The sequence below is a fragment of the Acinetobacter sp. CIP 102529 genome, assembly GCF_000368325.1.
GTDB classification, from domain to species: Bacteria; Pseudomonadota; Gammaproteobacteria; order Pseudomonadales; family Moraxellaceae; genus Acinetobacter; species Acinetobacter parvus.
Map to the genome: position 1 here is coordinate 1805923 of NZ_KB849355.1, position 12611 is coordinate 1818533.

Consider the following 12611-nt stretch of genomic DNA (forward strand, 5'->3'; position numbering starts at 1 on the left):
GGATAACTTGGTTAGAATGGCGACCCCTTTGAAAGATGAGGGTAACGGTTTTTATTTTTGAATTTAAAATGGATAGATAGGGGATGCACATGCTCTGGACAGACTGCTTAACTCGCTTGCGACAAGAGCTCTCTGATAACGTCTTTGCGATGTGGATTCGTCCTTTGGTTGCCGAAGAGGTTGATGGAGTCATGCGTTTATACGCACCTAACCCTTATTGGACACGTTATATTCAAGATAATCATCTGGAACTCATTTCAATTTTGGCGGAACAGTTGTCTGAAGGGCGGATTCGTCAGGTTGAGATCCTGGTTGATTCCCGCCCTGGTACGATTTTGTCTTCCAGTGAGCAGCCAGCAACCACGACTGCCGCTTTAAATACCCAGACTACTCCAACACGTATCAAGAAAGAGCCTGATCTGGTCCAGCCAAGTCAAAACACAGCGAAATCACCAAAGAAAAGACAGCTCAACCCGCAATTCACTTTTTCACTGTTTGTGGAAGGCCGTTCCAACCAGATGGCTGCGGAAACCTGCCGCAAGGTTTTGACCCAGCTTGGTGCGTCTCAGCACAATCCTTTATTTTTATATGGTCCAACAGGTTTGGGTAAAACACACTTGATGCAAGCTGTCGGAAATGCGCTGTTACAAGCCAAGCCAAATGCGCGTGTGATGTATATGACCTCGGAAAGTTTTGTACAGGATTTTGTCAGTTCACTACAAAAAGGTAAGGTTGAAGAATTTAAGAAAAATTGTCGTTCTTTAGATTTGTTGTTGGTCGATGATATTCATTTACTCGCAGGTAAAGAGGCGAGTTTGGTCGAGTTTTTCTATACTTTTAATGCTTTACTCGATGAATCTAAACAAATTATTTTAACATCTGACCGTTATCCAAAAGAATTAACTGAGCTTGATCCGCGTTTGGTCTCTCGTTTTTCATGGGGATTGTCGGTGGGGGTTGAACCACCAGATATTGAAACCCGTATTGAAATTCTATTGAAGAAAGCTGAAAACAGTGGTGTCGATTTACCCCGCAACTGTGCCCTGTTTATTGCCCAGCAAGTGGTTGCCAATGTGCGTGAGCTTGAGGGGGCATTGAATAAGGTGGTGGCTATTTCCCGTTTCAAGGGGACAGCCATTGATCTGGATGTGGTGCGTGAGTCCTTGAAAGACGTGTTGGCAATTCGTGCCCGTACCATCAGTGTGGAAAACATTCAGCGTGTGGTCAGTGAATATTTCCGTATTCCACTCAAGGAACTGGTGGGGCCAAAACGTACTCGTATCTATGCACGCCCACGCCAGTTGGCAATGGGGTTGGCGCGTGAACTGACAGGTGACAGTTTTCCAGAGATTGGCATGGCATTTGGTGGGCGTGACCACAGTACAGTGATGCATGCCTGTGAAAAAGTGGCTAGCCTACGTGAGCAAGATCCAATTTTTAATGAAGACTATAAAAACCTGCTGCGTCTTTTACAAAGTTAATTCATTTTTCAGAGTTGCAAACTGCTTTTAAGTGCAGCATAGTACACTGCTAACATTCATATCGGCTTCTGTTGTAAGAGGAATAAATCGTGCGTTTGAAAATCGCTAAAGAAAGTTTACTCAATGTTTTATCGCATGTGGTGGGGGCGGTTGAGCGTCGTCACACCTTGAATATTCTTTCTAATGTCAAAATTCAAACCACTCAACAGGCTTTAACCATTACGGGTTCTGATTTGGAAGTTGAACTGGTGGCAAGCACCACGCTGGCTGAGGGTGCCTGTTTGCAGGCTGGCGAAACGACTGTTCCAGCACGTAAACTGGTCGAAATTTGTAAATCCCTCCCGACAGCAGCCTTGATTGACCTACAAATTACTGAAGACCAGCGTTGTATCCTGAAATCAGGCAATAGCCGCTTTGTTCTGGGTACGCTTCCTGCCGAGGATTATCCATTACTGACGACTGAAAACAGTCAGGGTACACAGGTGCAGGTCACACAGCGTGAATTAAAAAGATTGTTTGAAAAAACCTCTTTCGCCATGGCGGTTCAGGACGTTCGTTTCTATCTGACGGGTACATTGTTGGAAATTGATCAAAATCAATTGCGTACAGTCACAACAGACGGTCACCGTTTGGCATTGTGTGAAGTGTCGGCTACATCGACAGCATCTGCATCGATTCAGGCGATTGTTCCGCGTAAGGCGGTTGGTGAATTACAGCGTTTACTCAGTATTGAGGATGAGCAACTGACCTTGTTGATTGGCCGTGAACTGTTAAATATCACCATCAATACGCCAAGCCGTGATAAGGAGCAGGGTGATATCACTGTTCGTTTTACCACCAAGCTGATTGATGGCAAGTTCCCAGATTATCGCCGTGTGATTCCGCGTGGTGGTGATAAGCATGTGCTGATTGCCCATGATGTGTTTAAACAGTCACTGCAACGCGTGGCGATTCTCAGTAATGAAAAACTACGTGGGGTTTTCCTGAATTTTAGTCAGGATACATTGCAGTTGCGTGCCAACAACCCTGAGCAGGATGAGGCCAGTGAAGACTTGGTTATTCAATATCAGGATGCACCGATGGAGATGTCATTCAATGCACAATATATTCTGGATGTCCTGAGTGTGCTGGATGGTGATGATGTCAAGATGAGCATGACTGAAGCCAATCAGTCGGTGCTGGTGCAGGATCCAGCCCAGCCAGACCAAACCTATGTCGTGATGCCGATGCGGGTTTAATCACAGTTGATAGTTTGAGTTTTTAAACATGCAAATCACGCGTTTAAATATCGAACGTGTACGTAATTTAAAGGCGGTTGCACTCGGCGAGTTGCAACCGTTTAATATTTTTTACGGCGCAAATGGTTCTGGAAAAACTTCAGTTCTGGAAGCCATTCATTTATTGGCGACAGGCCGATCATTCCGTACCCATATACCAAAACATTACATTCAGTACAATGCAGACGATGCGCTTGTTTTTGCCCAATCCGCCAGTGAACGGATTGGTATGCAAAAGCTGGCTTCTGGTGAGCAGTTGATCAAGGTCAATGGTGATACCATTGCCACGCAGGGGCAGTTGGCAAAACTGCTGCCTTTGCAGCATATTGACCCACAAAGTACAGATATCATTGATCATGGAGCTAAACCAAGGCGGCAACTGCTGGACTGGTTGATGTTCCACGTGGAACCTGAGTTCTATTTTGCCTGGCAATATTATTCACGTGCATTAAAGCAGCGGAACAGTCTGCTGAAGTCACGGCGTAACTTGACCTTGGCTGATTTTGAACCCTGGAACAAGATGCTGAGTGACTATGGTGAAATTTTGAATTCACAACGGGTCAGCATTGTGGAGCAATGGAACTATTTTTTTCAGGAAGATTTAAAGCAGTTGTTGCCTGATCTGGAGATTGTGCTGGAATACAATCCAGGTTTTCATACCGAGCAGGGACTGCTACACGATCTGGTGCAGCAGCATCAAAAAGATCTGGAACGGCGCTATACTGAGTATGGTCCACACCGTGCCGACCTGCGTTTAAAAACGGGTGGCGATGCCCTGCGCAGTGATGCTGCGGATGTGTTGTCCCGTGGGCAAAAAAAGTTGTTAATCATGGCATTAAAACTGTCACAAATTGCAATGCTGCATGCGAGCAACAAGGAAACTGTGGTATTATTGGATGATCTGACAGCAGAGTTGGATGTAGCCGCACAACAGCGTTTAATTGAGCGACTGAGTCAGCTGGGAAGTCAGGTTTTTATGACCACCCTGGACCATGCGTCGGTATTAAAACACTTACATGATTTGTCGATTCCTTTTCAATTATTCCATGTTGTTCACGGTCAAGTCAGTCTTGCTGCACCATAATTTTATTTTCTCATCTTCAAATAGATCAATATTACTAGGGAGTAACCATGAGTTCAGAGTCTCAATCAGTCTCTCAAACAGAACAAACAAATGAAAAGGCTTATGATTCCTCTAGTATTAAAGTATTACGTGGATTAGACGCGGTTCGTAAACGTCCTGGGATGTATATCGGTGACACCGATGATGGTACTGGTCTGCACCATATGGTGTTTGAGGTGGTGGATAATGCCATTGATGAAGCCCTGGCGGGTCATTGTGACGAAATTCTGGTGACCATCCATGAGGATGAATCGGTCAGCGTGTCGGATAACGGACGTGGTATTCCAACCGACATACACCCTGAAGAGGGCGTGTCTGCGGCAGAAGTGATCCTGACCATCCTGCATGCGGGCGGTAAGTTCGATGACAACAGCTATAAGGTGTCGGGTGGTTTGCATGGTGTAGGAGTGTCGGTTGTCAACGCCTTGTCGAAAAAACTACAGTTGACGATTTATCGTGCGGGTCAAATTCACGAGCAAGAATATCAGCATGGTGATTCACAATATCCATTAAAGGTGGTGGGTGAAACAGAGCGTACAGGTACAGTTGTACGTTTCTGGCCAAGTGAGTTGACCTTTAGCCAGACCATTTTCAATGTTGATATTCTGGCACGCCGTTTAAGGGAGCTTTCATTCCTCAATGCAGGTGTACGGATTGTATTGCGTGATGAACGGATCAACCTTGAACACGTCTACGATTATGAGGGTGGCCTGTCTGAATTCGTTAAATACATTAACGAAGGCAAGACCCATCTGAATGATATTTTTCATTTCACGGCTGATGCTGAAAACGGGATTACCGTCGAAGTTGCCTTGCAGTGGAATGACAGCTATCAGGAAAATGTACGCTGCTTTACCAACAACATTCCACAAAAAGATGGTGGTACACACCTTGCAGGTTTTCGTGCGGCGTTAACCCGTGGTTTGAACCAGTATCTTGAAAGTGAAAATATTTTAAAGAAAGAAAAAGTTGCTGTTACAGGGGATGATGCTCGTGAAGGCTTGACCGCGATTGTTTCAGTGAAAGTGCCAGATCCAAAATTCTCATCGCAAACCAAAGAAAAATTGGTTTCGAGTGAAGTAAAACCTGCGGTAGAGCAGGCCATGAACAAAGAGTTTTCTGCTTATTTACTGGAAAATCCACAAGCAGCGAAATCGATTGCAGGTAAGATCATTGATGCAGCGCGTGCCCGTGATGCGGCGCGTAAGGCCCGTGAAATGACCCGCCGTAAGAGTGCGCTGGATATTGCGGGTTTGCCAGGAAAATTGGCGGACTGTCAGGAAAAAGATCCAGCCTTGTCTGAACTGTATCTGGTCGAGGGTGACTCTGCGGGTGGTAGTGCCAAGCAGGGCCGTAACCGTAAGATGCAGGCGATTTTGCCGTTGAAAGGTAAAATCCTCAACGTTGAGCGTGCCCGCTTTGACAAGATGATTTCCAGTCAGGAAGTCGGGACGCTAATTACGGCTTTAGGCTGTGGCATCGGGCGTGAAGAATATAATCCAGATAAGTTACGTTATCATAAAATCATCATCATGACTGACGCGGACGTGGATGGTTCACACATCCGTACCTTGTTGTTGACGTTCTTTTTCCGTCAAATGCCAGAGCTGGTTGAGCGTGGTTATATCTATATTGCCCAGCCACCACTGTACAAATTGAAGAAAGGCAAGCACGAACAATACATCAAGGACAATGATGCACTGGAAGAGTTTTTGATCTCCAATGCAATTGATGAGCTTGCCTTGCATATCAGTGCGGAAGCACCTGCAATTACTGGTGCGGCATTGGCGAGTGTGATTGCGGATTATCAGGTGTCACAGAAGAGCTTGCAGCGCCTCACTCAGCGTTATCCTGCGAGCCTGCTGGATGGCCTGCTTGAGCTAGAGGCATTTAAGGCTGACCACAACCATGAGCGTGACTATGTGGAATCATGGGCTGAGCAATTGCGTGTGGCAATTGAAAAATTACAGCCAAGTTTGCGCCCTGAAATTACCTTGGAATCATTTGAACGTGAAAACTCCCTGGGTGAAAAATCGGCACACTACTGGCCGCGTGTCACGGTATATGTACATAACTTGCCACATGCCTATTTGCTGGATGCAGGTCTGCTCAATTCTGCTGAATATGCACGTTTGCTGAAAAATGCCAAGAGCTGGTTCAAGCTGCTTGAAGAGGGGGCTTATCTGCAAAAAGGTGAGCGCCGTATTCAGGTCAACAGTTTCCATCAGGTATGGCAGCATATTTTGCAGGACTCACGCCGTGGCATGATGATCCAGCGTTATAAAGGTCTGGGTGAGATGAATGCCGAGCAGCTTTGGGAAACCACGATGGATCCTGAAAATCGCAATATGTTGCAAGTGACCATTGATGATGCGATTGAGGCGGATCGTATGTTCTCATGTCTCATGGGTGATGATGTTGAACCTCGTCGTGCCTTCATTGAAGAAAACGCACTCAATGCAGATATTGACGCTTAAATTCTGAATGTAAAAAAAGACGATGCCTTGGAGCATCGTCTTTTTTTTGAAAACTAGCAGGGAAGGTTTCACGTGGAACACTAAAGGATTAACTATCTACCAAATCACTCACTTGAATAATCGCGTGACCAAATAAATAACCTGCAGTAACTAGAACACTGATCCACAGCAACGCACCTAGGATATTGTAAACTACAAAGTGCGTATAATTCATATTGCTTGAACCTGCTGCTAGCGGTGCAAATGAGCGTGCAAAAGGAATGAAGCGGGCAAGAAGGATAGTTTTCCCACCATGCTTTAAGAAAAACACATTGGTTTTTTGTAGGTATTCTTGTTTGATGAAGCGAGATTCCATATTAAAGATACGGTCACCAAAATGACGGCCAATATGATAATTGACCATATAACCCAGGGTTGCGGCAACAAAAAGCAAGCTGATCATATAACCAAGATGCATGATCTCGATCATGGAGCACAAGGCACCTACGGTCAGCAACAGGCTGTCGCCTGGCAAAAAGAACATAAACACAAAAGCTGTTTCTAAAAAAATAATCAGGAACAGGATGGCATAAATCCATAAACCATATTCCTGAACTAGGATTGGCAGGAAGTGTTCGAAATTAAAAAGAAAGTCTAAAGAGTTCATTCAGTTTGTAGTGTCCCAAATAACGTACTCAGCAAATTGCAGTACAAAAAATATTAAACGAATCTAACCCTCAAGATTCATTCGTAGGTGATAACATTACAATAATGGGGCTTGAGTATATCTAGCCTGAAGCCAAAGCTCAATTTTTTGAGAAAATTCAAATTTTAATCGAGATTAAAAAGTGAGATAAAAGAATAACATTATTCAATACAGATTTATGTTACGGGGATGTTGATTTGAGCTTGGGAACAGGCTTAAAGGTTTTTAAATATCTACATGAATCTAAGATCCATATATTTCTATGCAGTAAATATATGGATCTATATTTTTAAATTAATGCGTAAATGACGCTTCTAATTCTTCTAACTCCATCATGAAGGTGAGCAATTGTTCTTCGAATTGTTCTAGTTTTGCCTTTAAATCATTTTGCTCATTCATGAGTTTGATCAAGTCATCTTTTCGATTCGCTTCATACAGGGCACTATCCGCCAAAGCCTGTTCAATCTCTGCTAAACGCGGTTGAACCTTGTCAATCTGTGCCTCAACCCTTTCGATGTTCTTGCGAATCGGGCGGGTCAGTTCACGGCGACGGGCAGCCTCTTTTCGCTGGGCTTCCTTATCCACTTTTGCAGTTGAGGCGGGTGCATTGCTGCTTTGTTGCTGTAGGGCATTTTGAGCGTTGATCTGCTGTTGGCGCGCTTCACGCAACCATTTCGCATAATCCTGTAAATCGCCCTCAAACTCTGTGCATTTGCCTGCATGAACCAACAGTAAATCATCGCAGACGCTGGCAATCAGTTGGCGTTCGTGCGAGACCAACACCACAGCACCCTCAAAGTCCTGCAATGCCATACTCAGGGCATGACGCATATCCAGGTCCAGATGGTTGGTGGGTTCGTCCAGAATCAATACATTTGGGCGTTGCCATACGATTAGGGCCAATGCCAGACGTGCGCGCTCACCACCTGAAAAGCTCTCGCATGGGGTGTCCATACGTTCACCACTAAAACCAAACCCACCCAGAAAGGCGCGCAAGGAAGCTTCACTGATTTGTTTATCTGCAATGCGGGCCAGTTGCAGCATTGGACTGGCATTGGCATCCAGTGCATCCATTTGATGCTGGGCAAAATAACCGATGTTCAAGAGTTCAGAGGCTTTGCGCTCGCCTGCCAAGAGCGGTAAATCACCCACCAATGTTTTGATCAGGGTTGATTTACCTGCACCATTCATCCCCAACAAGCCAATGCGTGAACTTGGCGTGATTTGCAGGCGGATTTTTTCAGCAATGATTTTATCGCCATAGCCAATTGTCGCCATATCCAGACTTAACAGCGGTGAACTCATTTTGCTGGGTTCACGGAAGCTAAAGGTAAATGGCGTGTCCACATGCGCAGGCGCAAGCTGTTGCATGCGCTCTAGCTGTTTAATACGACTTTGTGCCTGACGGGCTTTGGTGGCTTTGGCCTTAAAGCGGTCAATAAATTTTTGTAGATGTGCACGGGTTTCCTGTTGTTTCTCAAACGCCTGTTGCTGTTGTGCCAAGCGTTCGCTACGGGTGGTTTCAAAGGTGGAGTAGTTGCCTGTATAGAGCATGAGTTCCTGATTTTCGATGTGCAGGATATGGTCGGTAATGGCATCAAGGAAGTCACGGTCATGTGAAATCAACACCAGCGTGCCCTCATAGGCTTTAAGCCAGTCTTCCAGCCACAGAATTGCGTCCAGATCCAAATGGTTGGTGGGTTCATCCAGCAACAGTAGGTCTGAGCGGCTCATTAAGGTACGGGCGAGGTTTAAACGCATCCGCCAACCACCCGAGAAGCTTGCCACATTTAAACGGATTTGATGATCAAGAAATCCTAAACCTGCCATCAATTGGGCTGCTTTCGCAGGTGCTGCATAGCCATGAATTTCATCAAAACGACCATGTAATTTGGCTAAATCATCATTACTCAGATGATCTGGATGCGCTAATTTTTCTTGAATGTCCCAATATTCTTCGTCACCAGACAAAACAAAATCAATTGCTGGCATTTCTAAGGCTTTAATTTCCTGAGCCATGTGTGCCACAGTCCAAACTGCTGGACGAGTTAGATTTCCCTCATCTGCAACCAAGCCACCCAGAAATGCGGCAAACAAAGTCGATTTACCCGCACCATTCACGCCTGTAAGGCCAATTTTCCAGCCAGGATGGAGCTGCATTGATGCTTTCTGAAAGAGGACTCGCCCACCACGGCGCAATGAAACTTGGTCAAACTGGATCATGAGCATGCAAAATTACAAAGAGTTGGCTGCATTTTAAGGTGAACGTGCATGAAAGCAAATTTTTATCTGGTAGCCATTCAATATTCATTCATAAATTATATTCTGGCTTCAAACCTTGTCGAGTGTGTTATGAAATCTAAATACCGTAATCCATCTGCCCTAAAGATCAATTCGATTGAATCCAGCAATTCAATCATTAAAAATAGAGTTTTTACTCTATTTTTGTGATGCAAATCAGATTATTATTTGGTTTTAATGAAAAAATAAGCAACAAGATTAGAAGTATAGTGACAGGATTAGGGATGAGGAAAGGGATTCTTGCCGTGGGGGCAATGCTGATGTTGGGGGCAAGTATGCAGGTTAATACAGATACTAAAATTTGTGTTTTTGACTTGTTGGGAAAATCTGGCGAGGCCTATAAAGCTCTGGAGATTGAGAAAGGACTGCGAACAACAGGGCAATGTTTGACAACGTTCCTGTTGTGAATATTACGATTGAGTTGATTATTCGCCCAAACTCTTTTCCCGCAGGTTTCTCTCTGAATTCACGGGAATGGCTTATACAACAAATTTCAACAAGTTTTGCCATGATTAAACGGCTTGAGGATGCCATTCCAACAAAATATAAATATTCGATTTCTAAGGAAGAGGTTTAGAATTATGAAAAACTTTTTAGGGAGCAACGAATCCGTTTTACCAAAGATGGTATTTATGACCCAGTGATGATGGGTGTTTTGAAACGGGCACGTTGTTCAGTGGAAAGAACCCGTTTTGAATGTTCATTGGGAGGTGAATAAAAATCTGAATCCAGATTGAATTGTGTGGTGATTTGAACAAATCATTTGATAGGGAAAATAGATATTTTATCAATGAGTAAAATATGATGAGTGCTATTAAAAATCAGTAAAACCCGATGTATGTAAATAAAAGGACTAGGCTTTTAGTCAAGATCTGACTATATTCGTCTCTCGCTAGTGGAAAAATATGCAAAAACAGCAAATAAGGGAAAACAAAATGAAAAAAGGACTTTTGGCATTGAGTGCTGCGACTCTATTTGTCATGACTACTCCTGTACAGGCAAAACAAGAAATTTGCGTATTCGATTTGTTGGGTAGGGCTGGAGAGTCTTACAAACTGATCGAGGAATGGAAGCTGGCCGCCAAAAACTGGCAGGGTGATATAGAGCTGATTCCTTATCAGGATGAGAAAAAAGCAGAACAGGATTTCGATGCAGGGAAGTGTGACGGTGTCTATATGACCTCCATGCGTGCCCGTAAATACAACAAGTTTGCGGGTTCAATTGATGCTGTGGGCGCGGTTACCAGTAATGCCATTGCCCAAAAAGCCATTAGCTTTGTGTTGGATAATCGCAACAAGCACCGTCTAACCGCGTCAGTTGGGGGTGAGAAACATGAGGTTGCAGGGATTATTCAAGTCGGACTGGCCTATATCTTTGTTCGGGACAAAAATATTGACACCATTGAAAAGGCCAAAGGCAAAAAATTCGCCTACCTCCACTATGACCAGGCACAAAAGACGATTGTTGAAAGCATTGATCTGATTGCCGTGCCATCCGACATTTCAGACTTTGTGAAGAAGTTTAACAGTGGTCAGGTCGATGTGATTGCCGCACCTGCCTATGCATATAAACCTCTGGAAATTAGCAAGGGTATGGCAAATGGGGCATTATTCAATTTTCCAGCGGTTAACATTACGGGCGACTTAATTATCAAGCCTGGAAAATTCCCTGCAAATTTTGGTACACAGTCACGTCAGTGGTTCATCAACAAATTACCAGGCAACTTCGCAACAGTACATCGTCTAGAGGCTGGCATGGATGCCAGAAGAATCACCCTGTCCAATGAAGACAAGATCCGCTATCAGAAACTACTGCGTGATGGACGCATGAATTTGACCAGACAGGGAGTGTACGATGCCAGCATGATGAGCGTGCTGAAGCGTGCACGCTGTACGGTGGAGCGGACCAATTTTGAGTGTTCACTCAGTGGTGAATAAGACCTGTAAAAATTATCAATTTACAAAAAAATTGTGCGGCTTATAACAAATTTACCCATGAAAATGAGTGAATAAGATCAAGCAGGACAAAAAATAAACAATATTGATATAAAAATAGAGTACGAGCTTTATTCTTTTTCAAGAAACATGATTAATATTTGCTTCCAACAAGGAGACAAACATAAAGTTTGTGAAAGGATGAAAAATATGAAAAAAATTGCATTAGCTATTGCAACAACTTCAATCTTAGGTGTATCTGCCTCAACTCAGGCGGCAGTTAATGTGTGTGTATTCGACTTATTAGGAAAGTCAGGTGAATCATACAAAATGATGCAGGACTGGGCACTGGCTGCAAAAAGCTGGGGTGCTGACGTTAACCTTCAGGCAATTACTGATGAGCAGGTGGCGGACAACAACTTTAAGGCGGGTAAATGTGATGCTGTGGCAATGACAGCAATGCGTGCACGTCCGTACAACAAGTTTGCGGGTTCTATTGACTCTTTAGGCGGTGCGCCAAGTAATGAGATTGCTCAACGTGCGATTACCTATGTACTGGATGCACGTAATGCAGCAAAAATGACCACCAATCTTGGTGGTAATAAATACGAAATTGGTGGTATTGCTCCATTAGGTGCGGCTTATATTTTCGTGCGTGATAAGAGCATTAGCTCAATCGAAAAAGCAGCGGGTAAAAAATTCGCGGTATTGGGTCATGACGACGCGCAAAAAATTATGGTACAACGCGTAGGTGCACAAGCTGTACTTTCTGATATTTCTAACTTTGCTGCTAAATTTAACAACGGACAAGTAGATATGGTAGGCGCTCCTGCTTATGCATATAAGCCATTAGAGTTGAGCAAAGGTTTAGGTGCTAACGGTGCGATGTTCAACTTCCCAGTATTACAAGTAACTGCGGATCTTGTGTTACGCCCAGAAAAATTCCCAGCTGGTTTTGGTCAAAAATCGCGTGATTATTTTGTGAAGCAACTTCCAAAATCTTTCGCAATGATCAAACGTTATGAAGCTGAAATCCCAGCAAAATACAAAATGAACTTAACTGCTGAAGACAAATTAAAATATCAAAAATTAATGCGTGATGGTCGTATGGACTTAACTAAACGTGGTATCTACGATGCTAGTATGATGTCTGTATTGAAGAAAGCACGTTGTTCAGTAGACAAGTCGAACTTTGAATGTGCTTTACCAGGTGAATAAACACCAATTGCGAAAGCCAATACTTAAAGCCTAGATAAATCTAGGCTTTTTGTTTCTTTAGTATTGTCATTTAAGTCATTGTCTTTAGTTGCTAACATCATGATTATACAGAGAC

At 43.8% G+C, this 12611-nt stretch carries 11 protein-coding genes; 9 read left to right on the plus strand and 2 right to left on the minus strand.

Going from position 1 to position 12611, the window contains the following annotated elements:
- Nucleotides 1–89: 89 nt before the first annotated feature.
- The 4 genes from dnaA (at nt 90) to gyrB (ending at nt 6358) form a co-directional block, all read left to right on the plus strand.
- A complete protein-coding gene (gene dnaA / locus F972_RS14050; RefSeq protein WP_004756820.1) occupies nt 90–1481 on the plus strand; it encodes a chromosomal replication initiator protein DnaA in 1392 nt (463 codons plus the stop codon).
- An 89-nt stretch (nt 1482–1570) separates the two neighbouring features.
- Nucleotides 1571–2719, plus strand: a complete 1149-nt coding sequence (gene dnaN, locus F972_RS14055) for a DNA polymerase III subunit beta (protein ID WP_004770019.1) — start codon at nt 1571–1573, stop codon at nt 2717–2719.
- Nucleotides 2720–2747: 28 nt separating this feature from the next.
- Entirely contained in the window at nt 2748–3842 is a 1095-nt protein-coding gene (gene recF, locus F972_RS14060) for a DNA replication/repair protein RecF (protein WP_004770020.1), read from the plus strand.
- A gap of 47 nt (nt 3843–3889) precedes the next feature.
- Nucleotides 3890–6358, plus strand: a complete 2469-nt coding sequence (gene gyrB, locus F972_RS14065) for a DNA topoisomerase (ATP-hydrolyzing) subunit B (protein WP_004683893.1) — start codon at nt 3890–3892, stop codon at nt 6356–6358.
- An 88-nt stretch (nt 6359–6446) separates the two neighbouring features.
- Here gyrB and F972_RS14070 read toward each other — a convergent pair whose 3' ends face one another.
- On the minus strand, nt 6447–7004 hold the full coding sequence (locus tag F972_RS14070; RefSeq protein WP_004683895.1) for a VTT domain-containing protein: 558 nt from the start codon (nt 7002–7004) through the stop codon (nt 6447–6449).
- Between the two features lie 333 nt (nt 7005–7337).
- Entirely contained in the window at nt 7338–9266 is a 1929-nt protein-coding gene (locus tag F972_RS14075; RefSeq protein WP_004683897.1) for an ATP-binding cassette domain-containing protein, read from the minus strand.
- Between the two features lie 302 nt (nt 9267–9568).
- On the opposite strand from F972_RS14075, the gene F972_RS16610 reads away from it, so the two are divergent.
- The 5 genes from F972_RS16610 (at nt 9569) to F972_RS14095 (ending at nt 12496) form a co-directional block, all read left to right on the plus strand.
- Nucleotides 9569–9751 carry a hypothetical protein gene (locus F972_RS16610; RefSeq protein ID WP_004683898.1) on the plus strand — a complete coding sequence of 61 codons (183 nt, stop codon included), beginning with the start codon at nt 9569–9571 and terminating at the stop codon, nt 9749–9751.
- Nucleotides 9727–9921, plus strand: a complete 195-nt coding sequence (locus F972_RS16615) for a putative solute-binding protein (protein ID WP_004770021.1) — start codon at nt 9727–9729, stop codon at nt 9919–9921. The genes F972_RS16610 and F972_RS16615 overlap by 25 nt, the downstream gene beginning before the upstream one ends.
- Before the next feature lie 63 nt (nt 9922–9984).
- A complete protein-coding gene (locus tag F972_RS16620; RefSeq protein WP_416201953.1) occupies nt 9985–10062 on the plus strand; it encodes a hypothetical protein in 78 nt (25 codons plus the stop codon).
- Nucleotides 10063–10279: 217 nt separating this feature from the next.
- A complete protein-coding gene (locus tag F972_RS14090; protein WP_010589445.1) occupies nt 10280–11281 on the plus strand; it encodes a putative solute-binding protein in 1002 nt (333 codons plus the stop codon).
- 207 nt (nt 11282–11488) lie between these two features.
- The gene (locus tag F972_RS14095) at nt 11489–12496 is read left to right on the plus strand and encodes a putative solute-binding protein (RefSeq protein ID WP_004770023.1); all 1008 of its coding nucleotides are present in this window, start codon (nt 11489–11491) and stop codon (nt 12494–12496) included.
- The last annotated feature ends 115 nt before the right edge of the window (nt 12497–12611 follow it).

Excerpts from the sequence above, each read along its gene's own strand:
- dnaA (WP_004756820.1), top strand. The coding sequence starts at position 90 with ATGCTCTGGACAGACTGCTTAACTCGCTTGCGACAAGAGCTCTCTGAT.
- recF (WP_004770020.1), top strand. The coding sequence starts at position 2,748 with ATGCAAATCACGCGTTTAAATATCGAACGTGTACGTAATTTAAAGGCG.
- gyrB (WP_004683893.1), top strand. The coding sequence starts at position 3,890 with ATGAGTTCAGAGTCTCAATCAGTCTCTCAAACAGAACAAACAAATGAA.
- F972_RS14070 (WP_004683895.1), bottom strand. The coding sequence starts at position 7,004 with ATGAACTCTTTAGACTTTCTTTTTAATTTCGAACACTTCCTGCCAATC.
- F972_RS14075 (WP_004683897.1), bottom strand. The coding sequence starts at position 9,266 with ATGATCCAGTTTGACCAAGTTTCATTGCGCCGTGGTGGGCGAGTCCTC.
- F972_RS16610 (WP_004683898.1), top strand. The coding sequence starts at position 9,569 with ATGAGGAAAGGGATTCTTGCCGTGGGGGCAATGCTGATGTTGGGGGCA.
- F972_RS16615 (WP_004770021.1), top strand. The coding sequence starts at position 9,727 with ATGTTTGACAACGTTCCTGTTGTGAATATTACGATTGAGTTGATTATT.
- F972_RS14090 (WP_010589445.1), top strand. The coding sequence starts at position 10,280 with ATGAAAAAAGGACTTTTGGCATTGAGTGCTGCGACTCTATTTGTCATG.
- F972_RS14095 (WP_004770023.1), top strand. The coding sequence starts at position 11,489 with ATGAAAAAAATTGCATTAGCTATTGCAACAACTTCAATCTTAGGTGTA.